Source organism: Klebsiella michiganensis (assembly GCF_002925905.1).
Classification (GTDB): domain Bacteria; phylum Pseudomonadota; class Gammaproteobacteria; order Enterobacterales; family Enterobacteriaceae; genus Klebsiella; species Klebsiella michiganensis.
The window spans coordinates 101,222-125,994 of sequence record NZ_PRDB01000008.1; the positions used below are offsets into that span (position 1 = coordinate 101,222).

At 54.4% G+C, this 24,773-nt stretch carries 26 protein-coding genes; 21 read left to right on the forward strand and 5 right to left on the reverse strand.

From position 1 onward, the window contains the following. The first annotated feature begins 24 nt into the window (after window positions 1-24). Complete coding sequence (locus CDA56_RS17570) at window positions 25-1,812, forward strand: filamentous hemagglutinin N-terminal domain-containing protein (RefSeq protein ID WP_049084013.1); 1,788 nt, start codon at window positions 25-27, stop codon at window positions 1,810-1,812. Between the two features lie 198 nt (window positions 1,813-2,010). On the opposite strand, the gene CDA56_RS17575 is transcribed toward CDA56_RS17570, so the two are convergent. After that, complete coding sequence (locus CDA56_RS17575) at window positions 2,011-2,493, reverse strand: zinc ribbon-containing protein (RefSeq protein WP_014228404.1); 483 nt, start codon at window positions 2,491-2,493, stop codon at window positions 2,011-2,013. Between the two features lie 226 nt (window positions 2,494-2,719). Between CDA56_RS17575 and leuS the strand changes: the two genes are divergently transcribed. From leuS to lipA, 15 genes are all read left to right on the forward strand, one after another. Continuing rightward, window positions 2,720-5,302, forward strand: coding sequence for a leucine--tRNA ligase (gene leuS / locus CDA56_RS17580; protein WP_025106396.1), 2,583 nt, complete (start codon window positions 2,720-2,722; stop codon window positions 5,300-5,302). A gap of 14 nt (window positions 5,303-5,316) precedes the next feature. Next, on the forward strand, window positions 5,317-5,907 hold the full coding sequence (gene lptE, locus CDA56_RS17585; protein WP_004130425.1) for an LPS assembly lipoprotein LptE: 591 nt from the start codon (window positions 5,317-5,319) through the stop codon (window positions 5,905-5,907). Beyond that, the gene (gene holA / locus CDA56_RS17590) at window positions 5,907-6,938 is read left to right on the forward strand and encodes a DNA polymerase III subunit delta (RefSeq protein WP_103814116.1); all 1,032 of its coding nucleotides are present in this window, start codon (window positions 5,907-5,909) and stop codon (window positions 6,936-6,938) included. The genes lptE and holA overlap by 1 nt, the downstream gene beginning before the upstream one ends. Beyond that, the gene (nadD, locus tag CDA56_RS17595) at window positions 6,931-7,581 is read left to right on the forward strand and encodes a nicotinate-nucleotide adenylyltransferase (RefSeq protein ID WP_049084011.1); all 651 of its coding nucleotides are present in this window, start codon (window positions 6,931-6,933) and stop codon (window positions 7,579-7,581) included. Before holA ends, nadD begins: the two co-directional genes overlap by 8 nt. A 46-nt stretch (window positions 7,582-7,627) precedes the next feature. Further along, window positions 7,628-8,257, forward strand: a complete 630-nt coding sequence (locus tag CDA56_RS17600; RefSeq protein WP_102803487.1) for an adenosylcobalamin/alpha-ribazole phosphatase — start codon at window positions 7,628-7,630, stop codon at window positions 8,255-8,257. A 221-nt stretch (window positions 8,258-8,478) separates the two neighbouring features. Beyond that, entirely contained in the window at window positions 8,479-8,796 is a 318-nt protein-coding gene (gene rsfS / locus CDA56_RS17610; protein ID WP_004100162.1) for a ribosome silencing factor, read from the forward strand. 3 nt (window positions 8,797-8,799) lie between these two features. Further along, entirely contained in the window at window positions 8,800-9,267 is a 468-nt protein-coding gene (gene rlmH, locus CDA56_RS17615; protein WP_004100160.1) for a 23S rRNA (pseudouridine(1915)-N(3))-methyltransferase RlmH, read from the forward strand. Window positions 9,268-9,294: 27 nt separating this feature from the next. Next, complete coding sequence (gene mrdA / locus CDA56_RS17620) at window positions 9,295-11,196, forward strand: peptidoglycan DD-transpeptidase MrdA (protein ID WP_004130417.1); 1,902 nt, start codon at window positions 9,295-9,297, stop codon at window positions 11,194-11,196. Then, the gene (gene mrdB / locus CDA56_RS17625; protein ID WP_004100156.1) at window positions 11,196-12,308 is read left to right on the forward strand and encodes a peptidoglycan glycosyltransferase MrdB; all 1,113 of its coding nucleotides are present in this window, start codon (window positions 11,196-11,198) and stop codon (window positions 12,306-12,308) included. The genes mrdA and mrdB overlap by 1 nt, the downstream gene beginning before the upstream one ends. Before the next feature lie 10 nt (window positions 12,309-12,318). After that, window positions 12,319-13,419, forward strand: a complete 1,101-nt coding sequence (rlpA, locus tag CDA56_RS17630; RefSeq protein WP_103814114.1) for an endolytic peptidoglycan transglycosylase RlpA — start codon at window positions 12,319-12,321, stop codon at window positions 13,417-13,419. A gap of 143 nt (window positions 13,420-13,562) precedes the next feature. After that, the gene (gene dacA / locus CDA56_RS17635; protein ID WP_014228398.1) at window positions 13,563-14,762 is read left to right on the forward strand and encodes a D-alanyl-D-alanine carboxypeptidase DacA; all 1,200 of its coding nucleotides are present in this window, start codon (window positions 13,563-13,565) and stop codon (window positions 14,760-14,762) included. A 106-nt stretch (window positions 14,763-14,868) separates the two neighbouring features. Continuing rightward, window positions 14,869-15,132 carry a DUF493 family protein YbeD gene (gene ybeD, locus CDA56_RS17640; protein ID WP_004100153.1) on the forward strand — a complete coding sequence of 88 codons (264 nt, stop codon included), beginning with the start codon at window positions 14,869-14,871 and terminating at the stop codon, window positions 15,130-15,132. Window positions 15,133-15,232: 100 nt separating this feature from the next. Continuing rightward, a complete protein-coding gene (lipB, locus tag CDA56_RS17645; protein ID WP_014228397.1) occupies window positions 15,233-15,877 on the forward strand; it encodes a lipoyl(octanoyl) transferase LipB in 645 nt (214 codons plus the stop codon). Between the two features lie 137 nt (window positions 15,878-16,014). Further along, window positions 16,015-16,968 carry a YbeF family transcriptional regulator gene (locus CDA56_RS17650; protein ID WP_046876568.1) on the forward strand — a complete coding sequence of 318 codons (954 nt, stop codon included), beginning with the start codon at window positions 16,015-16,017 and terminating at the stop codon, window positions 16,966-16,968. A gap of 187 nt (window positions 16,969-17,155) precedes the next feature. Continuing rightward, window positions 17,156-18,121, forward strand: coding sequence for a lipoyl synthase (lipA, locus tag CDA56_RS17655; RefSeq protein WP_004848774.1), 966 nt, complete (start codon window positions 17,156-17,158; stop codon window positions 18,119-18,121). Between the two features lie 226 nt (window positions 18,122-18,347). Here lipA and tatE read toward each other — a convergent pair whose 3' ends face one another. Further along, window positions 18,348-18,551, reverse strand: coding sequence for a twin-arginine translocase subunit TatE (tatE, locus tag CDA56_RS17660; RefSeq protein WP_004130411.1), 204 nt, complete (start codon window positions 18,549-18,551; stop codon window positions 18,348-18,350). 127 nt (window positions 18,552-18,678) lie between these two features. Further along, a complete protein-coding gene (locus CDA56_RS17665; protein ID WP_102803488.1) occupies window positions 18,679-19,467 on the reverse strand; it encodes a deaminated glutathione amidase in 789 nt (262 codons plus the stop codon). Between the two features lie 90 nt (window positions 19,468-19,557). On the opposite strand from CDA56_RS17665, the gene crcB reads away from it, so the two are divergent. Next, on the forward strand, window positions 19,558-19,941 hold the full coding sequence (gene crcB, locus CDA56_RS17670; RefSeq protein WP_025106403.1) for a fluoride efflux transporter CrcB: 384 nt from the start codon (window positions 19,558-19,560) through the stop codon (window positions 19,939-19,941). A gap of 64 nt (window positions 19,942-20,005) precedes the next feature. On the opposite strand, the gene cspE is transcribed toward crcB, so the two are convergent. Together cspE and pagP are read right to left on the reverse strand one after the other, a co-directional pair. Next, entirely contained in the window at window positions 20,006-20,215 is a 210-nt protein-coding gene (gene cspE / locus CDA56_RS17675; protein ID WP_004100146.1) for a transcription antiterminator/RNA stability regulator CspE, read from the reverse strand. A gap of 195 nt (window positions 20,216-20,410) precedes the next feature. Continuing rightward, window positions 20,411-20,980: a lipid IV(A) palmitoyltransferase PagP gene (gene pagP / locus CDA56_RS17680; protein WP_049084006.1), complete on the reverse strand. Its 570-nt coding sequence runs from the start codon at window positions 20,978-20,980 to the stop codon at window positions 20,411-20,413. A 296-nt stretch (window positions 20,981-21,276) separates the two neighbouring features. Between pagP and dcuC the strand changes: the two genes are divergently transcribed. The 4 genes from dcuC (at window position 21,277) to uspG (ending at window position 24,731) form a co-directional block, all read left to right on the forward strand. Then, window positions 21,277-22,650 (forward strand): anaerobic C4-dicarboxylate transporter DcuC, encoded by a 1,374-nt coding sequence (dcuC, locus tag CDA56_RS17685; RefSeq protein ID WP_014228392.1) that lies wholly within the window; start codon window positions 21,277-21,279, stop codon window positions 22,648-22,650. 92 nt (window positions 22,651-22,742) lie between these two features. Then, on the forward strand, window positions 22,743-23,537 hold the full coding sequence (rna, locus tag CDA56_RS17690) for a ribonuclease I (protein WP_102803489.1): 795 nt from the start codon (window positions 22,743-22,745) through the stop codon (window positions 23,535-23,537). Window positions 23,538-23,692: 155 nt separating this feature from the next. Next, entirely contained in the window at window positions 23,693-24,103 is a 411-nt protein-coding gene (rnk, locus tag CDA56_RS17695; RefSeq protein WP_032748687.1) for a nucleoside diphosphate kinase regulator, read from the forward strand. Between the two features lie 199 nt (window positions 24,104-24,302). Next, on the forward strand, window positions 24,303-24,731 hold the full coding sequence (gene uspG / locus CDA56_RS17700; protein ID WP_004100140.1) for a universal stress protein UspG: 429 nt from the start codon (window positions 24,303-24,305) through the stop codon (window positions 24,729-24,731). Window positions 24,732-24,773: the final 42 nt, after the last annotated feature.

The window sequence follows — 24,773 nt, forward strand, 5'->3', positions numbered from 1 at the left end:
TTTATTTCTAAAGGACTCTATTAAATGTTTAAATTCAATTTAACCTATGTTGCGCTAGCAGCAGCATTGAGCTCAAGCTTTGTTTATGCCGATCCGACAACTTACACCCATTTATCAGGCGCCAAAGTCATTGATATTGAAAAACCCAATGCCGCCGGCGTCTCACATAATATGTATCGTGAGTTTAATGTTGATAGTAAGGGTGTTGTTCTGAACAATAGCCCCAGCGATCTCTCCCATGCGACGTTGGGGAATATCGCTAAAAATAACAATCTGACTAATGGTAGTGCTTCTGTTATTCTTAACGAAGTTACCTCAAACCGTGCAAGCTCACTGAATGGATTTATTGAAGTTGCGGGTCAGCGAGCTGATGTGGTTATTGCTAACCCCAATGGTATTTCCTGCTCAGGATGTAGTTTCATCAACACTAATAAGGCGATTTTAACGACAGGAAAGGTAACATTCTCTGATACTGGCGCTATCGCCAGTTATGACGTTACCGGCGGTAAACTGTCCATCGACAAGAATGGAATGGATGCCAGTAATAGCTATGCGGTTCTGCTCGCCGATGCGATAGCCATTAACGGTACGGTTAATGCTACGAACGCGATAGTGGCCGCAGGAAACTTCACCTTTGATAACGGCTCTGGCGCGATAACCTCAGCGGGCAAAGCGGCAACGGCACGGCAGTATGTTTACCCTGAATATAGTATCGACATTAGTAATCTTGGCGGCATCAAAGCCAATAGTATTACTATGGTTGGCAATAATTTAGGTTTTGGCGTTCGAAATAAAGGCGCTATTGTTGCTAACACCAGCCTCTCTTTGACCAGCTTTGGCTCACTCACCAACGAAGGCTCTATCGCCAGTAATGGTATGATGACTCAGGTACTCTCTGCAGGCAATTTTAAAAATACGGGAAATATATCCTCGAATAATATCGCCTTACTGAATAGCCTCAGTTCGATAAGCAATAGTGGAACCATTTCCAGCACAGGAAATTTATTAGTCAACGCATCCGGAAATATCGAAAACACGGGTAAATTCAAAGCGGCCTCCACATTGAGCGTAATGACTAACGGTAACCTGAAAACGACATATGGTTCCAATTTACTTTCAGATAATCAGTTGACAGTCACCGCCGCCGGTAACATTGAAAACGGAGGCTCGACCAGAGGTAAAAATACAACGGTCACCTTCGGAGGAGACACGCTTAAAGTCACTGGCAATATTTTTGGCTACGATACTCTGCTGGTTCAGGCGAAAATAAATGACCAGATAACATCCGGGGAAATTACCAATTCTGGTACCACCTCCGGCGGCAACGTGACCGTAAAAACCGATGGTACTCTGGCGTTAACCAAAGGTAGCTTTATGGAAGCGACTGATACGCTGACGACAAAAAGCTACTGGCTTAAAAATGAAGGTTATATGGGGGCCGATACGATAGCTATTGATAACTATGTCACCCACAACTATGGGGCTATTGTTGGTCAGGATAATGTTGGCGTTAAAACCTATCATGAGCTTTATAATGAAGGCGAAATTTTAAGCTCATCAAATATGACGCTGGATACACGGAATCACGGTAATATTACTAACCGTTCTCACATAGGAGCTGGCGGCACTTTAACCATGTCAGTTAATAAAGTAGTTAACGGAGGATACCGCTGCGGTTTCCTGGGGTGGGCAACCTGTGGCAAAGGCACGATTTCCACGACTAATCTGGTTTTAAATTCCTCACATAAATACGCCAGTGAAATGGGCGGCACTCAGCAGTTTAAGAGCGCGACCATTAACACCATCAATTAACATGAAGTTATCATTGAAAATGCGCGTCTTTTTTTAAAAGAAAGTTAATGCTGGTGCTTCGGCACCAGCATTTTTACGCATACAGATGAAGGGTTAGCCTGCCCTTTAAAAGGAAGGCCAATATATTAACGCGCTTTATATTGGCCCTCGGGCTGGCTTAACGCCAGTGTAAAGGCTCCGCAAATATCTCTCACGTATTTACGGCTCGAATGGCCGGCGCTGGAACTGATCGTGCCCGCATTTTGGACAACGCGGTAGCACATCCGGCGTATAAACCGGCAGATGGTAATGGCACTTCTCACACACCAGATTGCCGAGCCCCACGACTTCGCCGCTGTGATAGACGCCGTGGTGGCTGAGATCCTGGAACACCTCGCGCCACTCAAGCTGAGTTTTATCGGTAATATCCGCCAGCTCCTGCCACAGGCTCTCTTTGATCACCCGCATAAAGACGCTATCAGTCAGCTCATCCTGACTCTCTTCATAACTGAGCGCGAACTCTTCCAGATCGCGTCTGACAGCGCGGATAACATTCTCGATTTCGCTCTGCGTTAACTCGCCGGACTGGCTAATCTTGACCCTGGCCTGCTCCACCAGCGCATCAATATCGCGTTCTCCATTGCGTAACCGCTCGCTGAGCGTCGACACCAGCTCTCGGTAGAATTGAGCAACCTTGTTCATCTTTTCGCCTCCGGTGTGGTTAACTTCTTCTTATGATAGACGTTATCTGCGGATTGCTCTGCCAGCCAAGCCACAGAGTCGCGAAATATTCTCCACCGCTTTCATCTCTGTAAGTGTGTGAAAGGCTGTTTTGACGTTGGCGTTTGGGCTATGCTATGCCGATCTGAAATAACACATCCATTGGCTACATTTTGTAGCTGTATTGAAAACAGGACCACTGGCTGCCATGCAAGAGCAATACCGCCCGGAAGAGATAGAATCAAAAGTCCAGCAACACTGGGACGAGAAGCGTACCTTTGAAGTTACCGAAGACGAGAGCAAAGAGAAGTATTACTGCCTGTCGATGCTTCCCTATCCTTCTGGTCGACTACACATGGGCCACGTGCGCAACTATACCATCGGCGACGTGATTTCCCGTTACCAGCGTATGTTGGGCAAAAATGTTCTGCAGCCTATCGGCTGGGATGCGTTTGGTCTGCCTGCGGAAGGCGCCGCGGTGAAAAACAACACCGCTCCGGCCCCGTGGACCTACGACAATATCGCCTACATGAAAAACCAGCTGAAAAAGCTGGGCTTCGGCTATGACTGGAGCCGTGAAGTGGCAACCTGCACCCCGGAATACTACCGCTGGGAGCAGAAGTTCTTCACCGAGCTGTATAAAAAGGGGCTGGTCTATAAAAAAACCTCCGCGGTAAACTGGTGCCCGAACGATCAGACCGTTCTGGCGAATGAACAGGTTATCGACGGCTGCTGCTGGCGCTGCGACACAAAAGTTGAGCGTAAAGAGATCCCGCAGTGGTTTATCAAAATCACCGCCTACGCTGACGAGCTGCTGAACGATCTGGATAACCTGGATCACTGGCCTGATACCGTTAAAACCATGCAGCGCAACTGGATTGGCCGCTCCGAAGGCGTCGAAATCTCCTTCGACGTTAACGACTACGCCGACAAGCTGACCGTTTATACCACCCGCCCGGACACCTTTATGGGCTGTACCTACCTGGCCGTCGCTGCGGGTCACCCGCTGGCGCAGCAGGCAGCAGCCAATAACTCCGCGCTGGCGACGTTTATCGACGAATGCCGTAATACCAAAGTTGCCGAAGCCGAAATGGCAACCATGGAGAAAAAAGGCGTCGATACTGGCTACAAAGCGATTCACCCGCTGACCGGCGAAGCGATCCCGGTATGGGCGGCAAACTTTGTGCTGATGGAGTACGGCACCGGCGCGGTGATGGCCGTTCCGGGTCACGATCAGCGCGACTACGAGTTTGCCAGCAAGTACGGTCTCAACATCAAGCCGGTCATCCTGGCCGCTGATGGCTCCGAACCCGATCTCTCCGAACAGGCGCTGACCGAAAAAGGCGTGCTGTTCAACTCCGGCGAATTCGACGGTCTGGATCACGAAGCTGGCTTTAATGCCATCGCGGATAAGCTCGCGTCTCTTGGCGTCGGCGAACGTAAAGTGAACTACCGTCTGCGCGACTGGGGCGTTTCCCGTCAGCGCTACTGGGGTGCGCCGATCCCAATGGTGACCCTTGAAGACGGTACCGTGATGCCGACGCCGGAAGATCAGCTGCCGGTTATTCTGCCGGAAGACGTTGTGATGGACGGCATCACCAGCCCAATCAAAGCCGATCCTGAGTGGGCGAAAACCACCGTTAACGGCCAGCCGGCACTGCGCGAAACCGATACGTTTGACACCTTTATGGAGTCTTCCTGGTACTACGCGCGCTACACCTGCCCGCAGTATGACCAGGGTATGCTCGACCCCGAAGCGGCCAACTACTGGCTGCCGGTCGATATCTATATCGGCGGTATCGAACACGCCATTATGCACCTGCTCTATTTCCGCTTCTTCCACAAGCTGATGCGCGACGCGGGCATGGTGAACTCTGACGAACCGGCTAAACAGCTGCTTTGCCAGGGCATGGTGCTGGCAGATGCCTTCTACTATGTTGGCGAAAACGGCGAGCGTAACTGGGTCTCTCCGAAAGAGGCGACCACCGAGCGCGACGAGAAAGGACGTATCGTTAAAGCCTTCGATCCGCAGGGTCGCGAGCTGGTCTATACCGGCATGAGCAAGATGTCCAAGTCGAAAAACAACGGCATCGACCCGCAGGAGATGGTGGAACGCTACGGCGCGGACACCGTGCGTCTGTTTATGATGTTCGCTTCTCCGGCCGACATGACGCTGGAGTGGCAGGAATCCGGCGTGGAAGGTGCGAACCGCTTCCTGAAACGCGTCTGGAAACTGGTTTACGAACACACTACCCTGGGTGAAGCCCCTGCGCTGGACGTTGCCAGCCTCAGCGAAGATCAAAAAGCGCTGCGCCGCGACGTGCACAAAACCATCGCGAAAGTGACCGATGACATCGGCCGTCGTCAGACCTTCAACACCGCGATTGCGGCGATTATGGAGCTGATGAACAAGCTGGCGAAAGCGCCGCAGGAAAACGATCAGGATCGCGCGCTGATGCGTGAGGCCCTGCTGGCCGTGGTTCGCATGCTCAATCCGTTCACCCCGCACGCCAGCTTTACCCTGTGGCAGGAGCTGGGCGGCGAAGGCGATATTGACAACACGCCGTGGCCGGTCGCTGATGAAAGCGCAATGGTTGAAGACACGACTCTGGTCGTGGTCCAGGTAAATGGTAAAGTTCGTGGTAAAATTACCGTTGCGGTGGATGCAACTGAAGAGCAGGTTCGTGAGCGCGCGGGTCAGGAGCATCTGGTCGCGAAATATCTCGACGGTGTGACCGTACGTAAAGTGATCTACGTTCCGGGTAAACTGCTCAATCTGGTCGTTGGCTAAGCGCAGGAGGAAGCGTGCGATATCTGGCAACATTGTTGTTATCTTTGGCGGTGTTAATCACCGCCGGTTGCGGCTGGCACCTGCGTAGCACTACGCAGGTTCCGACCGCAATGAAAACCATGATCTTCCAGTCGGGCGATCCCAATGGACCATTAAGTCGTGCTGTCCGTAATCAGCTGCGTCTGAACGGCGTTGAACTGGTCGATAGCAGTACCCTGCGCAAGGATATTCCTTCCCTGCGTCTGGAGACATCGTCCATTCAGAAAGATACAGCATCTATTTTCCAGGACGGCCGTACTGCGGAATATCAGATGGTGATGACGGTAAATGCCAGCGTCCTGATCCCAGGCCATGATATCTATCCCATCACGACCAAAGTCTACCGCTCGTTCTTCGATAACCCGCAGGCGGCGTTAGCGAAAGATGCCGAGCAGGACATGATCGTTCAGGAAATGTACGACAAAGCCGCGGAGCAGCTGATCCGTAAGCTGCCGAGCGTACACGTTGCGGATGTCGAAGCCACCAAAGAGGATGAGAAGCCGGTCACGACGACCCCAGCCGCTTCAACCTCCGGCAATCGCGTCTCCACCACGCTGGGTAACTGATGATTCGGTTGTACCCGGAACAGCTCCGCGCGCAGCTCACTGAAGGGCTGCGCGCGGCCTATCTGCTGCTTGGCAACGATCCGCTGCTGTTGCAGGAAAGCCAGGACGCCATCCGCGAAGCCGCGGCCGCCCAGGGCTTTATCGAACATCACACCGCCACCGTTGATGCCAGTACCGACTGGCCTGCCCTGTTCTCGTTAAGTCAGGCCATGAGCCTGTTTTCCAGCCGCCAGACGCTGCTGCTCATCCTGCCCGATAATGGCCCTAATGCGGCAATTAACGAACAGCTCGCGACGCTTGTCGGCATGCTGCATGACGATTTATTGCTCATCGTTCGCGGTAATAAGCTGACGAAAGCGCAGGAGAACGCCGCATGGATGACGGCGCTGACCAGCCGGGCGGTGCAGGTAAGCTGCCAGACGCCGGAATATGCCCAGCTGCCGCGCTGGCTCGCCGCCCGCGCAAAGCAGAATAATCTGCAGCTTGATGACGAGGCCAGTCAGCTGCTGTGCTACTGCTATGAAGGTAATCTTCTGGCGCTGGCGCAGGCTCTGGAGCGTCTGTCGCTGCTGTGGCCGGACGGTAAACTGACGCTGCCGCGGGTTGAGCAGGCGGTGAATGATGCCGCGCATTTCACCCCCTATCACTGGGTTGATGCGCTGCTGGCCGGGAAAAGTAAGCGCGTACTCCACGTTCTGCAACAGCTGCGTCTGGAAGGCAGCGAGCCCGCTATCCTGCTGCGCACCCTACAGCGCGAGCTGCTGCTGCTGGTCAACCTGAAGCGGCAGTCGGCCCATACGCCGCTGCGTTCGCTGTTTGACAAACATCGCGTGTGGCAGAACCGCCGCCAGCTGGTTAGCGATGCGCTGGCCCGCCTCAGCGCCGACCAGCTGCGCCAGGCCGTCACGTTGCTGACCCGTGCCGAACTCACCTTCAAGCAGGATTACGGGCACTCCGTATGGCCCGAGCTGGAAAGTCTCTCTTTATTGCTCTGCCATAAAGCGCTGGCAGACGTTTTTATTGATGGTTGATATGACTCAGTTATTGGCAATGTACGGCGGCACCTTCGATCCGGTGCATTATGGTCACCTTAAACCGGTGGAAATTCTGGCCAACCAGATTGGCCTTAATCAAGTCACCATCGTGCCCAACAACGTGCCGCCGCACCGCCCGCAGCCCGAAGCCACCAGCGACCAACGCAGGCATATGCTGGAGCTGGCCATCGCGGATAAGCCGCTGTTTATCCTCGACGATCGCGAACTCAAGCGCGACACGCCGTCATACTCCGCGCAAACCCTGCGCGAGTGGCGCCAGGAGCAAGGGCCAAAACGGTCGCTGGCGTTTATTATTGGCCAGGATTCGCTGCTCACCTTTACCACCTGGCACGACTATGAAAGCATTCTTGATAACGTGCATCTGATCGTTTGCCGGCGCCCGGGCTATCCGCTGACCATGGCGTGCGAGCAGGAGCAGCAGTGGCTGGACAAACATCTCACTCATGACGTAGAGCGGATGCATAGCAGCCCGGCGGGGGTTATCTACCTGGCCGAAACGCCGTGGTTTGATATCTCAGCCACCCTGATTCGCCAGCGTCTTGAATCCGGCGAATCCTGCGCGGACATGCTGCCGGAAACCGTACTCGACTATATCCATGAGCAGAAGCTCTACTGCTAGCCTTGCCACAAGGAGAGTCTCATAGACTCCTTTCGAGAGGGTCATCATGAAGTTATGGTTAGTTCGTCATGGCGAAACCGAGGCCAACGTCGCGGGCCTCTATAGCGGGCATGCGCCCACTGCGTTAACCGAGCGCGGAATCAAACAAGCGCAAACGCTGGGAAAGCGGCTGCGGGCCGTTCCGTTTCAGCGCGCGTTTTGCAGTGAGCTTGAGCGCACCCAGCGCACGGCCAGCCTCCTGCTGGGCGACCGTGACGTCCCCCGCCAGTCCTTTGCCGCGCTCAATGAAATGTTCTTCGGCGACTGGGAAATGCGCCACCACCGCGATTTACAGCAGGAAGATGCCGAAAACTACGCCGCATGGTGCGCCGACTGGCAGCACGCGGCGCCCACCAACGGGGAGGGCTTCCAGGCGTTTGCCGAACGCGTCCGCGGCTTTACCGTCACCCTCTCTCAGTTTCGGGAACTTGACCATCTGCTTATCGTCGGTCATCAGGGCGTGCTTAGCCTCTTAGTCGCGCAACTTCTGAACATGCCGGATTCGGCGATGTGGCACTTCCCCATCGAGCATGGCGTGTGGAGCCTTGTCGATCTCCAGCCTGATTTCACCACGCTGCGCGTACTAAATAGCCGGGCCGTTTGGCTGGCGGAAGAAGAATTGCGCGCAGACCATTGACAGTGCAAAGCAGGCTGTTATTCTCCGCAGCCAGGCTGCATCCGCCATTTGAACTTTGCAGAAATTGTTTTACAAAAATGGCGATGCAATCATCGGCGATGGATGGGATGATAGCCGCCTTCACCGCCCGTTTATCGACATTTATCCCGACTTTGCCAACAGTTCGGGTATACTGTCAGGCTGTTTATTGTTATCACTCTTCACACACCCAGGGGGAACTCTTGCAGGGTAAAGCACTCCAGGATTTTGTTATCGACAAAATTGATGACCTGAAAGGTCAGGACATCGTAGCCATTGACGTTCATGGCAAATCCAGCATTACAGATTGCATGGTTATCTGCACAGGCACTTCCACGCGCCATGTTATGTCCATTGCCGACCACGTTGTGCAGGAGTCTCGCGCCGCCGGGATGCTGCCGCTGGGCGTTGAAGGCGAAGCCGCCGCGGACTGGATCGTGGTCGATCTCGGCGACGTTATGGTTCACGTTATGCAGGAAGAGAGCCGTCGTCTGTACGAGCTGGAAAAACTCTGGAGTTAGCGCGTGAAGCTGCACCTGGTAGCCGTTGGCACCAAAATGCCGGACTGGGTTCAGACCGGCTTTAGCGAATATCTGCGCCGTTTTCCAAAGGATATGCCGTTCGAACTGGTGGAAATTCCCGCCGGTAAACGCGGCAAAAACGCCGACATCAAGCGCATTCTCGAAAAAGAAGGTGAAATGATGCTGGCGGCTGCAGGCAAAAACCGCATCGTCACCCTGGATATTCCGGGGAAACCTTGGGATACGCCGCAGCTGGCGCGCGAACTGGAACGCTGGAAACAGGATGGCCGCGACGTTAGCCTGCTTATCGGCGGCCCGGAAGGCCTTTCACCCGCCTGCAAAGCGGCGGCGGAACAAAGTTGGTCGCTCTCAACGCTCACCCTACCTCACCCGCTGGTCCGCGTACTGGTGGCCGAGAGTCTGTATCGGGCGTGGAGCATTACCACCAACCACCCTTACCACCGTGAGTAATGATGACCAGGGTAGACTAAGCAGCGAATGAAATTACAGAATTCTTTCCGCGACTATACGGCTGAATCCTCGCTGTTCGTGCGCCGGGCGCTGGTCGCTTTTTTGGGGATTTTGCTGCTTACCGGCGTACTGATCGCCAACCTTTATAACGTGCAAATTGTGCGTTACACCGACTATCAAACGCGTTCAAACGAAAACCGCATCAAGCTGGTCCCGATTCCGCCGAGCCGCGGCATTATCTACGATCGCAACGGCACGCCGCTGGCGCTCAACCGTACGATTTACCAGCTGGAGATGATGCCGGAGAAGGTCGACAACGTTCAGCAAACGCTGGATGCGCTGCGCGATGTTATCGACCTCACCGATGACGATGTGGCGAACTTTAAAAAAGAGCGCGCCCGCTCGCACCGCTTTACCTCTATTCCGGTGAAAGTTAACCTCAGCGAAGTGCAGGTCGCCCGTTTCGCAGTGAACCAGTACCGTTTTCCCGGCGTGGAAGTCAAAGGCTATAAGCGCCGCTACTATCCCTATAACTCCGCCCTGACCCACGTTATCGGCTACGTCTCTAAAATTAACGATAAAGACGTCGATCGCCTGGATAAAGAGGGGAAGCTGGCTAACTACGCCTCCACGCACGATATCGGCAAGCTGGGCATCGAGCGCTATTACGAAGATGTCCTGCACGGGCAAACCGGCTATGAAGAGGTTGAAGTGAACAACCGTGGCCGCGTGATTCGCCAGCTGAAAGAGGTCCCGCCGCAGGCCGGGCGCGATATCTATTTAACGCTCGACCTGAAGCTACAGCAGTACATTGAAACGCTGCTGGCCGGCAGCCGCGCGGCGGTCGTAGTCACCGACCCGCGCACTGGCGCAATCCTCGCGCTGGTCTCGACGCCAAGCTACGATCCCAACCTGTTCGTTGACGGTATTTCCAGCAAAGACTACTCCGGACTCCTCAACGATCCCAATACGCCGCTGGTTAACCGCGCGACTCAGGGCGTTTACCCACCGGCGTCGACGGTTAAGCCATACGTGGCCGTCTCGGCGCTCAGCGCCGGGGTTATTACCCGCAACACCAGCCTGTTTGACCCCGGCTGGTGGCAGCTTCCCGGCTCGGATAAACGCTACCGCGACTGGAAAAAGTGGGGCCACGGCCATCTGAACGTCACCAAAGCGCTGGAGGAGTCGGCCGACACCTACTTCTACCAGGTCGCCTACGACATGGGCATCGATCGCCTGTCGGAGTGGATGGGCAAATTCGGCTATGGCCACTATACCGGCGTTGACCTGGCGGAAGAGCGCTCCGGCAATATGCCGACCCGCGAATGGAAGCTCAAGCGCTTCAAGAAACCGTGGTACCAGGGCGATACTATCCCGGTCGGCATCGGACAGGGCTACTGGACAGCGACGCCTATCCAGATGAACAAGGCGCTGATGATCCTGATTAACGACGGCGTGGTTAAAGTACCGCACCTGCTGCAGAGCACGGTGGAGGACGGCAAACCTGTGCCGTGGGTTCAGCCGCATGAACCGCCGGTCGGCGATATTCACTCCGGTTTTTGGGAAATCGCCAAAGACGGGATGTTTGGCGTAGCCAACCGCGGCAACGGTACCGCGCATAAATACTTCGCCAGCGCGCCGTATAAAATTGCGGCCAAATCGGGTACCGCTCAGGTCTTCGGCCTGAAAGCCAATGAAACCTATAACGCGCACAGAATCGCTGAACGCCTGCGTGACCATAAACTGATGACGGCGTTTGCCCCTTACAACAACCCCCAGGTTGCCGTGGCGATTATTCTTGAGAACGGCGGCGCAGGTCCGGCAGTCGGTACCATTATGCGTCAGATTCTCGATCATATAATGCTGGGTGATAATAACACCAATCTGCCGAGTGAAAACCCGGCGGTAACGGCTGGGGAGGATCAATAATGACTGATAATCCGAATAAAAAATCGCTATGGGATAAAATCCACCTCGACCCCACCATGCTGCTTATCCTGCTGGCGCTGCTGACCTACAGCGCGCTGGTGATCTGGAGCGCCAGCGGTCAGGACATGGGCATGATGGAGCGCAAAATCGGCCAGATCGCCATGGGGATTGTTATCATGATCGTCATGGCGCAAATCCCGCCGCGGGTCTATGAAGGCTGGGCGCCCTATCTCTATATCTTTTGTATTATCCTGCTGGTGGCGGTTGACGCCTTCGGCGCCATCTCCAAAGGGGCGCAGCGCTGGCTGGATCTCGGCATCGTCCGTTTCCAGCCGTCGGAAATCGCCAAAATAGCCGTACCGCTGATGGTGGCGCGCTTTATCAACCGCGACGTTTGCCCGCCATCGCTGAAAAATACCGCTATCGCGCTGGTGCTGATTTTCCTGCCTACGCTGCTGGTCGCCGCGCAGCCTGACCTCGGGACCTCGATTCTGGTCGCCCTGTCCGGTCTGTTTGTCCTCTTTCTGTCTGGCCTGAGCTGGCGTCTGATTGGTATTGCCGTGGTGCTGGTCGCCGCCTTTATTCCCATCCTCTGGTTCTTCCTGATGCATGATTATCAGCGCCAGCGCGTAATGATGCTGCTCGACCCGGAAACCGATCCGCTCGGCGCGGGTTACCACATTATTCAGTCAAAAATCGCCATCGGCTCCGGCGGACTGCGTGGAAAAGGCTGGCTACACGGAACCCAGTCGCAGCTGGAGTTTCTGCCTGAGCGCCATACCGACTTTATCTTTGCCGTCCTGGCGGAAGAGCTGGGGCTGATCGGCGTGCTGATTCTGCTGGCGCTCTATATTCTGCTGATTATGCGCGGGTTGTGGATTGCCGCCCAGGCGCAAACCACCTTTGGCCGGGTGATGGCCGGTGGTTTAATGTTGATTTTATTCGTTTATGTCTTCGTAAATATTGGTATGGTAAGTGGTATTTTACCGGTGGTGGGGGTACCTTTGCCGCTGGTCAGCTACGGGGGCTCTGCCCTAATCGTATTGATGGCCGGGTTTGGTATCGTCATGTCGATCCATACTCACAGAAAAATGTTGTCGAAAAGCGTGTAAGGGGTTCGCGATGCGTAAGCAATGGCTGGGGATCTGCATAGCAGCAGGGCTGCTGGCGGCATGTTCGAGTGAAGACGTTCAACAGAAAACGGTCAGCACTCCACAGCCGGCCGTTTGCAATGGCCCAACGGTGGAGATTAGCGGCGCCGACCCGCAGTACGAAACGCCTAACGCCACGGCGAATCAGGATTATGAACGCGACGGCAAAAGCTACAAAATCGTCCAGGATCCGTCTAACTACACCCAGGCAGGCTTCGCAGCCATCTACGACGCCGAGCCTAACAGCAATCTGACCGCATCGGGAGAAGCGTTCGATCCCACGCAGCTTACCGCGGCCCATCCTACGCTGCCGATCCCAAGCTACGCGCGGATCACCAACCTGGCGAACGGCCGCATGATCGTCGTGCGCATCAACGATCGCGGGCCTTACGGTAACGATCGCGTGATTTCACTGTCCCGCGCCTCAGCCGATCGTCTGAATACCTCGAACAATACCAAAGTGCGCATCGACCCGATCGTCGTCGCACCGGACGGCTCGCTTTCCGGTCCGGGTATGGCCTGTACCACCGTAGCCAAACAGACCTACGCGCTGCCCGCCCGCCCGAATCTTGACGGCGACAGCGGCGCGGCAATGAGTCAACCCGCGCAAACTGACGTGCACGCCATCAGTAATTCAACGCTGAAGCCGGAAGACGCCACCGGCGCGCCGGTCAACAGCGGCGGTTTCCTCGGCGCCCCGACGCCGCTGAATAATGGCGTGCTGGAAGGCAGCGAGCCTGTCGTTCAGAGCGCGCCGGTGACCGCCCCGGGTTCAGTACAAGGCAGCGTTGCGCCCGCCGTGGCCGCCACCGCTGCCGTAGCGCCTGCCGCAGCGGCCAGCGCCAGCGGCGATTTCGTCGTACAGGTCGGCGCCGTCAGCGACCAGGCCCGCGCGCAGCAGTACCAGCAGCGTCTGAGTCAGCAATTTTCCGTCCCGGGCCGCGTCACGCAAAACGGCGCGGTATGGCGTATTCAGCTCGGCCCATTCAGCAGCAAAGCGCAGGCCAGCACGATTCAACAGCGTCTGCAAAGCGAAGCTCAGCTGCAGTCATTTATTACTCGCGCCAACTAAAGGCATCGCACCCGCCTCCCCTGCTCGTTGCGCATGACAAAGTCATTAACAAAGTCGTGCGCAATGTCGGATGCTGGTTCGTAGTGCGTTTGTTATAGTAAGGCACTTTTTTTAACTCCATCACGGATGCCGTTGTTCAGACCATGAAGACCTCTTTTACCGCTCGCTTACTCGTTACGGCGCTCTCCGTGGCAGCGCTGTCCTCCGCTGCCCGCGCCGATGACCTGAATATCAAAACGATGATCCCAGGCGCCCCGCAGATTGACGCCGAATCCTGGATTCTTATCGATTACAACTCAGGCAAAGTCCTGGCAGAAAACAACGCCGACTCCCGCCGCGACCCGGCGAGCCTTACCAAAATGATGACCAGCTACGTGATTGGTCAGGCCATGAAAGCGGGCAAGTTTAAAGAGTCCGATCTGGTCACCGTGGGTAACGACGCGTGGGCGACCGGCAACCCGGTCTTTAAAGGCTCCTCGCTGATGTTCCTTAAACCGGGTATGCAAGTGCCGGTTTCGCAGCTGATCCGCGGCATCAACCTGCAGTCCGGCAACGACGCCTGCGTGGCGATGGCCGACTACGTCGCCGGCAGCCAGGATGCCTTCGTCAGCCTGATGAACAACTACGTTAACGCCCTTGGTCTGAAAAACACCCACTTCCAGACCGTACACGGCCTGGATGCCGATGGTCAGTTCAGCTCCGCGCGCGACATGGCGCTTATCGGCCAGGCGCTGATCCGCGATGTCCCGAATGAATACACCATCTATAAAGAAAAAGAGTTTACCTTCAACGGTATTCGTCAGCTCAACCGCAACGGGCTGCTGTGGGATAACAGCCTGAACGTCGACGGGATTAAAACCGGCCATACTGACAAAGCGGGCTATAACCTCGTGGCGTCGGCAACCGAAGGCCAGATGCGCCTGATCTCCGCCGTGATGGGCGGCCGCACCTACAAAGGCCGCGAGTCTGAAAGCAAAAAGCTGCTGACCTGGGGCTTCCGCTTCTTTGAAACCGTTAATCCGATTAAAGCCGGTAAAGAGTTCGCTTCTGAGCCCGCCTGGTTTGGCGATACCGATCGCGCCTCGCTCGGCGTGGATAAAGATGTTTATCTGACTATCCCGCGCGGTCGCATGAAAGATCTGAAAGCCAGCTACGTGCTGAATAACGCTGAGCTGCACGCGCCGCTGCAGAAAAATCAGGTGGTAGGCACCATTAACTTCCAGCTGGATGGCAAAACGATCGATCAGCGCCCGCTGGTCGTACTGCAGGAAATCCCGGAAGGCAATTTCTTCGGTAAAATCATTGATTACATTAAATTAATGTTCCATCACTGGTTTGGTTAAAAATCGACCACTTGAAAGTGTGATTTACATCCCCATATACTAGGTATCCTGATAACTCCCACACGTCGTGGGAGTTATTATTTTTTGTTGTAACACCGGAGCTGACATGAAAACCAAACTTAACGAACTGCTTGAATTCCCTACACCATTTACTTACAAAGTAATGGGACAGGCGTTGCCGGAGCTGGTTGACCAGGTGGTTGAAGTGGTACAGCGCCATGCACCAGGTGATTACTCTCCGACGGTAAAACCCAGCAGCAAAGGCAACTACCACTCTGTCTCTATTACCATCAATGCAACCCATATTGAGCAGGTAGAAACCCTCTACGAAGAGCTGGGCAATATTGAAATCGTTCGGATGGTGCTGTAAATCTCTTCCCCTGACCCGGCATCCACGCCGGGTCATTCTCGCTTTCTCGCTGTGATATACTGCCCCACTCAAATCATTCTCTCTCTGCGGAGACGTTGTTTTGCAGCACAATAAAATCCTCATCCGCCAGCTCGGCCTGCAACCTTACGAACCTGTCTCGCAGGCAATGCATGAATTTACCGACACCCGCGACGATGCCACGCTGGATGAAATCTGGCTGGTAGAGCATTACCCGGTGTTCACACAGGGTCAGGCCGGAAAGGCCGAACATGTTCTGGTTCCCGGCGAGATCCCCGTTATTCAGAGCGATCGCGGCGGACAGGTCACCTATCATGGTCCCGGACAGCAGGTGATGTACGTTCTGCTGAACCTGAAACGGCGCAAGCTGGGCGTACGTGAGCTGGTTACGCTGTTAGAGCAAACCGTTGTGAATACCCTGGCGGAGTACGGTATTGAATCGCACCCGCGAGCCGACGCCCCCGGCGTCTACGTGGGCGATCGAAAAATCTGCTCCCTGGGCTTGCGCATTCGCAAAGGCTGCTCATTCCACGGCCTGGCGCTGAATATCAACATGGATCTGTCACCGTTCCTGAGGATTAACCCCTGCGGTTATGCCGGAATGGAGATGACCCAGATGCGCCAGTGGCTGCCCGATGCCCGTACGGAGACCGTGTCTCCACGCCTGGCCGCCAATCTGCTGGCGTTGCTCAACGATCCACCCGCGGAATATCTTCAAGGCCGCTAGCCATCACGTCCCGCGACCGCGGGACGTCACATTTATCCCTCAGGCGCGATTAAGCCTTTATTTTTGCAATCAATTATCACTAATAAAATAATTGTGGCCGCTATAATGGTGCTAATCATCACTAGCGGAAATACAGAGTGGAAGAAAATAACGCTCAGAGCGTACCAACCGAACGAGTTGACGATCGCTACGATCGGCAGATGTTTCGCATTTTGCGCAACATAGACCTCAATTTACTCACTATTTTTGAAGCTGTTTACGTCCATAACGGTATCGTCAACGCGGCAAAAATACTGAATATCACGCCGTCGGCGATTAGTCAGTCCCTGAACAAACTGCGTGCCCTCTTCCCTGACCCGCTCTTTATTCGCAAGGGCCAGGGCGTGACGCCAACGGCCTACGCCACGCATCTGCATAAGCATATCAGCCAGGGGATGGAGGCGTTTCTCAACGCCCTGGATTTAACCGGCAATACGCAGCGGGAACGGGTAATAACCGTTGCCACCTCCCCGGCTATCGGCGCGTTGATCATGCCGGTTATCACCAAAAAGCTGCGGAGCGTCTTTCCCCAGATTTTGCTGCACAACGTCGCCATTACCGACGCGGCCAGCCAGTTAAACCAGCGTCAGGTTGACCTGCTGGTCGATAGCTTCCCCCACAGCGGGCAGGCGATTACGCACCATGTGCTATTTCAGGATAGCGTACATATCTTCTGCCGGGCAGGGCATCCGGTCCTCGCGCTCCCCGCAAACTCAGCAAACCTGAGCCAATATGAATTCGCTCTCCTGCAGCCCGAAGGCCAGCGCTATACGACAATCCTGCGTCACCTGGAGGAGCATCTCGGCGAACGCCGCTATGGTTTCAGCAGCTACAATCTGTTAACTCAAGCAGCCCTGGTCAACGACAGCGATATGCTGGGGCTAATCACTTCCGGAATGTTTTCCCTGGTCGAGAAGATTTGGCCCTTAAAGATGCTCGATTTCCCGCCGCTGCGGGAAGAAAAAATTGATATTGCGCTGCACTATAACAAGCTCAGCGCGCAGGAGCCCTTGCTGAAAGAGATCGTAGAGACGATTCGTCAGGCTTTTTAGCCGATAAGGCACGAGAGGGAAAAGCATAAAACAACAACTATTTTACAATTTGCCCGGCCAGCAGGCTGCTTTATGCCCCGTATCAATGATATACTGCCTGCGTTTAATTCAAAAATAGTTGATAAATGCAACATTTACTTGAATTGATTCGCTTTCCTTCGTCACTCGCAACTGGAACACGCACGCTATGAGTAAACCCATTGTGATGGAACGCGGTGTAAAATACCGCGATGCCGATAAAATGGCCCTTATCCCGGTGAAAAACGTGGCAACTGAGCGTGAAGCTCTGCTCAGAAAACCGGAATGGATGAAAATCAAACTTCCGGCTGACTCGTCCCGTATCCAGGGGATCAAGGCAGCGATGCGTAAGAACGGCCTGCACTCCGTGTGCGAAGAAGCCTCTTGCCCTAACCTCGCGGAATGTTTTAACCACGGAACGGCAACCTTTATGATCCTGGGCGCCATCTGTACCCGTCGTTGCCCGTTCTGCGATGTTGCCCACGGTCGCCCGGTGACGCCGGACGCCAACGAACCGCAAAAGCTGGCGCAAACCATCGCCGATATGGCGCTGCGCTATGTGGTGGTGACTTCCGTGGATCGCGACGATCTGCGCGATGGCGGCGCTCAGCACTTTGCCGACTGCATCAGCGCGATTCGCGAAAAAAGCCCGACGATTAAAATTGAAACCCTGGTGCCGGACTTCCGCGGCCGTATGGATCGTGCGCTGGAAATCCTTCAGGCGACGCCGCCGGACGTGTTTAACCATAACCTGGAAAACGTGCCGCGCCTGTATCGCCAGGTCCGCCCGGGGGCCGACTACAACTGGTCCCTGAAGCTGCTGGAACGTTTTAAAGAAGCCCACCCGGAGATCCCGACGAAATCGGGCCTGATGGTGGGTTTAGGCGAAACCAATGCTGAAATCGTAGAAGTGATGCGCGATCTGCGCCGCCACGGCGTCACCATGCTGACGTTAGGCCAGTATTTACAGCCGAGCCGCCACCACCTGCCGGTACAGCGCTACGTCAGCCCGGATGAGTTCGAAGAGATGAAAGCCGAAGCGATGGCCATGGGCTTTACCCATGCTGCCTGCGGGCCGTTCGTTCGTTCCTCCTATCATGCCGATCTACAGGCCAAAGGCATGGAAGTGAAGTAATCTCTGCCTCGACCGCGGCGTGATATTTTTAGCGCAGCGGTCCGTTCTGCCGATGCGTTTCGTTACCCGCTAAAAATCCCACCCCGGTAACAGTTGGTTGCATCTTTTTCGTCAAAACCCAGTGCAAATAACAAAAGAGGCCGCAGCGCTATCGCTGCAGCCTCTTTGCCGACGCGGTTTATCCCCGCCGGTAGCGAGCCCCCACGTTCAGGAAACTCGTCGCGAATTACTCTTTATGAGAGAGCTTCTGTGCCGGCGCTTCTTCAGCACTGGTCTTTTTCGCACTGTCATCGTCATCGTTCATGGCTTTTTTAAAGCCTTTGATAGCCGAGCCCAGGTCTCCACCCAGCGTGCGTAACTTTTTGGTACCAAACACCAGGATAATCAGCGCTGCGACTACCAGCAGTTTGGTAATACTAATCTCACCCATAGCTAACCTTCTTCTCTAATACAAGCTGCGAATACGCCATCATACACGCATACAATTAACGGCTATTTGACGCGCGGACACAATAGCAATCTGTAACAAGGTGAATCAAGCCTTGTTTAAAAAAACGTCATAATAATTGCGGTGGCGCAAAGCGGCGATTCTGCAACACCGGCAGACGCTCGCGTACCTGCTGAATATAATCAGCTGAAAGTTCGGCAAAAATCAACTGCGGCCGCTCTCCTGCCCCGGCAAGCGTTGTTCCTAAGGGATCGACAATACGACTCTGGCCGATATTACGCGTCCCGCACTCCCCGGCGGCGACAATATAACAGGTAGTATCCAGGGCCCGCGCCGCCAATAGCGTCGCCCAGTGGTGCTCCTTCAGCGGCCCTTTTACCCACGCGGCGGGCAACACGATGAGCTGCGCACCGCTGAGCGCTAACGACAGCGCCAGCTCAGGGAAACGTAAATCGTAGCAGGTCATCAGCCCGACGCGCATCCCATCCACCTCGATAAGCGGCGGAATCTGCCGCCCGGCATCGACCAGCCGGGACTCCTGGATATTGAAAGCATCATACAGATGCAGTTTCTGATATTGCGCAATAATCCTGCCCTGACGTAGCGCCACCAGCGTATTCGCTGCCCGTCCTTCGCCGGAAGGAATATGCAGGGTCAGCACCGTCGTCAACGCGCTGTTTTCGCTCTCTGCCAGCAAGAGCCGTAGAAAGCCGCCATCAAGGCGCTGGGCGGATTTAACCGATAAGTCCGCATCGCTATCGTCTCGCGCCAGCAGCGCTTCCGGGAGAACCAGAAGCGCGGCCCCCCGCTCTGAGGCCTGACGCATCATGCTCACGCAGGTCTGCGCGTTTTGCGTCCAGTCCGGCGTTACGGCAAATTGTCCGGCAGCAACAAGCATCTTTTCTCTCCCGTCAGGTTAGTCATAGCCAGTGAGGTCTTTCGCGCGCTACACTCGAAGTTTAGTCTCGATCAATAAACAGGAATGACCGTGTTGCAACTCCTTTTGGCTGTGTTTCTTGGCGGCGGCACCGGCAGCGTTTTGCGCTGGTGGCTGGGTATGAAGTTTAACCCTATGCATCATGCTATCCCCATTGGTACGCTCACCGCTAACCTGCTGGGCGCTTTTATTATCGGCGCAGGGCTGGCATGGTTTAACCGCCTGACGGATATCGATCCGATGTGGAAGCTGCTTATCACCACCGGCTTTTGCGGCGGGCTGACCACCTTCTCCACGTTTTCCGCCGAAGTGGTGTTTCTACTCCAGCAGGGGCGCTTTAGCTGGGCGTTACTCAACGTACTGGTCAACTTGTTAGGCTCATTTGCCATGACGGCCACCGCGTTCTGGCTGTTTTCACATGCGGCCAGCCGCTAGCCCCTGACCGCAGGCAAAAAAAAACCCGCCATGAGCGGGTTTTTATATTCTACTGACGCGTTGCTTAGATAGGCATTACGTTTGCAGCAGAAGGGCCTTTGGCACCGTTAGTGATTTCGAACTCTACGCGCTGACCTTCAGCCAGAGTTTTGAAACCGTTGGACTGGATTGCAGAGAAATGTACGAATACATCTTTGCTGCCATCTTCCGGAGTAATGAAACCGAATCCTTTGGACTCATTAAACCACTTAACGTTACCTTTAATCTTAGACATCAAAATTACCTTTATATGAAAAAATCGACACTAATACTGTGTCGGGTATCAGTACACCAATTGTGGTACCTTTTGTCCAGCGCAACTTTGCTAAAAAGTGATAAAAGTCTCTATCTTTTTGCACCGGGCTCACGTTAGTCATTGTTTTTCAACAAGACAGTCCGCTTATCTCTTTTATTGCTATAAAAAATCGCATCAAAACTGAATGCGCGCCCAGGCAAAGTAAACGTTTCCGTTGTTATAGGTGCCCGGGATATAGGTCATCTGGAACGTGGCCGGGCCGTAACCGATAGAAGCCAGAGGCAGCACGACCGGAATCGGGATGTAGTTCCAGTTATCGCGCGCCGTCACGCCAAGCGTATAGCCTAAACCCAGATGGAAATTATCGTCTGCTAAGGGACGCCAGGTTTTCTCCCAGCCATAGCCGCCGATAGGCTCCCACTTATTATAAGAGTCTTTAAAGGCCATCAAATAGATGCCATGCCAGTTCCCTTTATCATCCCAGCGCGAGACGCCGAAGCCGGCGCCCCAGGGACGTTCGTTGTAGCGGTCCGTTTTCTCTTTGTCATAGGCGAAACGGGCGTGCCAGGTCACCGCGGGGATATAAAGATCATAGTGCTCAGGCTCACTCCAGGTCTGCGCGACGTTATCGCTCAGCGTATTGTAGCCGTCGCGAAGCGTCGAACTAAACGAAGCATTAGCGGAGGTGGATGATAGCAGCAGGCCCAGGCATCCCAGAAACAACCCTATAAATCGACGTCGCATTACACTTTTCTCTTACCAGTATCATTTTTAAAGCGGAGTAAGATAACAAAGATAATCTTAATACTACCTTAACGGTATTAGGCAAACTCTTGATTTATCCGGTGCAAAAAATCTGAAAATCTCTCGCGTCCAGGCTTTGACCGGGCGGGCATGTTACTGCCTGACAGGGATTCTCATCGATTTATTGATTTGCGTCAGCGAGTTTTGCCCGTTTTTTAGGCACATTCCCTCACTAAATTTTTTCTTCGCTTCATTTATTAGTAGATTCTTTGGGTTAATGGTTTAGGGGTAAAAGAATGCTTACGCTAGTAGAGATCCTGATTGGGATTGTGGTCATTGTGGGCGTCGCCCGCTATATCATTAAAGGCTATTCCGCCACCGGCGTGCTGTTCGTCGGTGGCTTAGTATTACTCATCGCCAGCGCGCTGATGGGGCATAAGGTTTTACCAGGCGACGCAAAGAGCACCGGTTATTCAGCAACCGATATCGTTGAATATATTAAGATACTGCTGATGAGCCGCGGCGGCGACCTCGGCATGATGATCATGATGCTCTGCGGTTTCGCGACTTATATGACGCACATCGGCGCCAATGACATGGTGGTGAAGCTGGCGTCAAAACCGCTGCGCTTCATTAACTCCCCCTATCTACTGATGATCGCCGCTTATTTCGTTGCCTGCCTGATGTCGCTGGCCGTCTCCTCCGCTACCGGTCTGGGAGTACTGCTGATGGCGACACTGTTCCCGGTGATGGTCAATGTGGGCATCAGCCGCGGCGCTGCCGCCGCTATCTGCGCTTCTCCGGCGGCGATTATTCTCTCCCCCACTTCCGGGGATGTCGTGCTGGCCGCCAAAGCCGCCGAAATGCCGCTGATTGACTTTGCCTTTAAAACCACGCTGCCTATTTCTATTGTGGCCATTATCAGCATGGCGATCGCTCACTTTTTCTGGCAGCGCTACCTGGATAAAAAAGAAAACGTCGCCCATGAAATGCTCGATGTAAACGAGATAACCACGACCGCCCCCGCTTTCTACGCCATTCTGCCGTTTACGCCGATAATCGGCGTACTGATTTTCGACGGAAAATGGGGCCCGGAGCTGCACATCATCACCATTCTTGTGCTCTGCATGCTGCTGGCGGCGGTTCTGGAATTCTGCCGCGGCTTTAACACCAAAAATGTGTTCAATGGCCTGGAAGCGGCGTATCGCGGCATGGCTGACGCGTTTGCCGGTGTGGTGATGCTGCTGGTAGCCGCCGGCGTCTTTGCTCAGGGTCTGAGTACCATTGGCTTTATTAACGGTCTGATCTCTATCGCCACGTCGTTCGGCTCCGCCAGTATCATTCTGATGCTGGTGCTGGTCATTCTGACCATGCTGGCGGCGATGACCACCGGTTCCGGTAACGCCCCCTTCTATGCTTTCGTTGAGATGATCCCGAAGCTGGCGCACTCTTCCGGCATCAATCCGGCTTATCTCTCGATCCCGATGCTGCAGGCATCTAACCTTGGCCGAACCATTTCTCCGGTCTCCGGCGTGGTGGTCGCCGTGGCCGGGATGGCAAAAATTTCGCCGTTCGAAGTGGTGAAACGGACCTCTGTCCCGGTGCTGGTTGGTTTGTTAGTGGTGATTATCGCCACCGAAGTTCTGGTTCCCGGCAGCGCAATCCGCTAACGCTGAAACCGTGTGAAAAGGCGCCTGTTGGCGCCTTTTTTATGCTTTAATAACTCAATGTTATCAATGACCATTTGTCATCAGGAATAAAAATGTTCAGGAAGGATTTCGTTGCCATTGCCCTTTTGCTCAGCGCCGCCCAGGTCAGCGCAGATCCGCTGATCGCCACGCAATACGGTGATTTTGACCGCTACGTGCTGGCTCTCTCCTGGCAAACGGGGTTCTGCCAAAGTATGCAAGACCGAAACCGCAGCGAACCGGAAGAGTGCCGCCTGCAGCAGGAACTCAGCAATAAAGCCGATTTTCTCACCGTTCACGGCCTGTGGCCGAGCCTGCCAAAATCTATTGCCGTGCGCGGGGTGGACGAGCGCCGCTGGATGCGCTTTGGCTGTGCGACCCGCCCTGTTCCCAATATGCCGGAAGCAAAAGCCGGGCAAAAATGTCGGGCGGCTGAAACCGGGCTCTCGCTGGAAATGGCCAATAAGCTTAACGGCGTGATGCCGGGTTCGGGCGGTAACTCATGTCTCGAACGTTATGAATACGCCAAGCATGGCGTTTGCTTTGGTTTCGATCCTGACAACTATTTCGGCACCATGGTGCGCCTGAACGGCGAGATCAAACAGAGCCATCTGGGCGCTTTCCTGGCCAGGCACTATGGGCAAACCGTTAGCCGGGATGACTTCAACGCCGCGGTTGCTGAAGCCTATGGAAAACAGAACGTCAGGGCTTTCAAGTTAACCTGCAACGGCAACCCCGCCTATCTGACTGAGATGCAAATCTCCATCAAAGCCGCGGCCATTACTGCCCCTCTCTCCGCTGATTCATTCTTACCCCAACCCCATCCGGGGAACTGCGGTAAGCAATTTCTGCTGGATAAAGCCGGCTAGATTTCATACAACTTCGCTATGGTTCGTTGATGAATGTGCGTTTAATCACTTCAAACCACCAGCAAGTCTCAGTATGATGAGAGGACATTAACCCTTGCCATTTTCGGTGAGGGTTTTCTTTTACGGACAGGTTCCTGGATAACATGGAGTATGAGATGACCAGACCCGCAATTATCATTAATGAACTGGATGCAGAACGCATCGACAGGCTGCTGGAACAACCGGCTTTCGCCAACTCACCGGTAGCGGACGCGCTGAATGACGAGCTCGACCGCGCGCAGATGCTGGCCCCGGAAGCCATGCCGCATGATGTTGTCAGCATGAATAGCCAGGTCAGATTTCGCGATTTAACCACCGGTGAAGAGCGCATCCGCACGCTGGTTTTCCCGGCGCAGGTCACGGATAGCGCCACCCAGCTTTCGGTGATGGCGCCGGTTGGCGCAGCCCTGCTGGGCCTCAAAGTCGGCAGCACCATTCACTGGGAATTACCGGGCGGCACCTCAACGCACCTTGAAGTGCTGGAATTGCTGTATCAGCCGGAGGCCGCTGGCGATTTCCACCGTTAATCTCCCCGCTGCCTGAAGCGTTTTGCGCTTTATCCAGAGGATGTGACTGCATCCTCTTTCTGCATCTTTCGCTCTTCTCCTCTCTTTTGACAAACTTTTACGCCGCCCTCGTACCGTTCTGACAATTTTGCGACCTGAATGGCACAATACTTTCCTATAATGTGTTGATATAAAAGCAGACGAACAAGGAGGAATGCATATGTATAAAACCATCATTATGCCCGTTGATGTCTTTGAAATGGAGTTAAGCGATAAAGCCGTTCGCCATGCGGAGTTTTTAGCCCAGCAGGACGGGGTTATCCATCTTCTCCACGTACTGCCCGGTTCATCAAGCTTCACGATGAGTCGTTTTACCGCCGATCTGCGCCGCTTTGAAGAGCATTTGCAGCATGAAGCAGAAACGCGCCTGAAAACGATGGCCGGCCATTTCAGCATTGACCCGTCGCGAATCAAAATGCACGTCCGCTTTGGCAACGTGCGCGATATGGTCAATGAACTGGCCAATGAAATTAAAGCCGATGTGGTGGTGATAGGCTCCCGCAACCCTTCGATCAGCACCCATCTGCTGGGTTCCAACGCCTCAAGCGTGATTCGCCATGCGCATATTCCGGTGATGGTGGTCAGGTAGCGGCAGTAAGGTAAAAAAAGAGGCTACCCCAGGGTAGCCTCT

Bases quoted from the DNA above. Each gene is read 5' to 3' on its own strand.
- CDA56_RS17570 (WP_049084013.1), top strand. From the start codon at position 25: ATGTTTAAATTCAATTTAACCTATGTTGCGCTAGCAGCAGCATTGAGC.
- CDA56_RS17575 (WP_014228404.1), bottom strand. From the start codon at position 2,493: ATGAACAAGGTTGCTCAATTCTACCGAGAGCTGGTGTCGACGCTCAGC.
- leuS (WP_025106396.1), top strand. From the start codon at position 2,720: ATGCAAGAGCAATACCGCCCGGAAGAGATAGAATCAAAAGTCCAGCAA.
- holA (WP_103814116.1), top strand. From the start codon at position 5,907: ATGATTCGGTTGTACCCGGAACAGCTCCGCGCGCAGCTCACTGAAGGG.
- nadD (WP_049084011.1), top strand. From the start codon at position 6,931: ATGGTTGATATGACTCAGTTATTGGCAATGTACGGCGGCACCTTCGAT.
- CDA56_RS17600 (WP_102803487.1), top strand. From the start codon at position 7,628: ATGAAGTTATGGTTAGTTCGTCATGGCGAAACCGAGGCCAACGTCGCG.
- mrdA (WP_004130417.1), top strand. From the start codon at position 9,295: ATGAAATTACAGAATTCTTTCCGCGACTATACGGCTGAATCCTCGCTG.
- mrdB (WP_004100156.1), top strand. From the start codon at position 11,196: ATGACTGATAATCCGAATAAAAAATCGCTATGGGATAAAATCCACCTC.
- rlpA (WP_103814114.1), top strand. From the start codon at position 12,319: ATGCGTAAGCAATGGCTGGGGATCTGCATAGCAGCAGGGCTGCTGGCG.
- dacA (WP_014228398.1), top strand. From the start codon at position 13,563: ATGAAGACCTCTTTTACCGCTCGCTTACTCGTTACGGCGCTCTCCGTG.
- ybeD (WP_004100153.1), top strand. From the start codon at position 14,869: ATGAAAACCAAACTTAACGAACTGCTTGAATTCCCTACACCATTTACT.
- lipA (WP_004848774.1), top strand. From the start codon at position 17,156: ATGAGTAAACCCATTGTGATGGAACGCGGTGTAAAATACCGCGATGCC.
- tatE (WP_004130411.1), bottom strand. From the start codon at position 18,551: ATGGGTGAGATTAGTATTACCAAACTGCTGGTAGTCGCAGCGCTGATT.
- CDA56_RS17665 (WP_102803488.1), bottom strand. From the start codon at position 19,467: ATGCTTGTTGCTGCCGGACAATTTGCCGTAACGCCGGACTGGACGCAA.
- cspE (WP_004100146.1), bottom strand. From the start codon at position 20,215: ATGTCTAAGATTAAAGGTAACGTTAAGTGGTTTAATGAGTCCAAAGGA.
- pagP (WP_049084006.1), bottom strand. From the start codon at position 20,980: ATGCGACGTCGATTTATAGGGTTGTTTCTGGGATGCCTGGGCCTGCTG.
- dcuC (WP_014228392.1), top strand. From the start codon at position 21,277: ATGCTTACGCTAGTAGAGATCCTGATTGGGATTGTGGTCATTGTGGGC.
- rna (WP_102803489.1), top strand. From the start codon at position 22,743: ATGTTCAGGAAGGATTTCGTTGCCATTGCCCTTTTGCTCAGCGCCGCC.
- rnk (WP_032748687.1), top strand. From the start codon at position 23,693: ATGACCAGACCCGCAATTATCATTAATGAACTGGATGCAGAACGCATC.
- uspG (WP_004100140.1), top strand. From the start codon at position 24,303: ATGTATAAAACCATCATTATGCCCGTTGATGTCTTTGAAATGGAGTTA.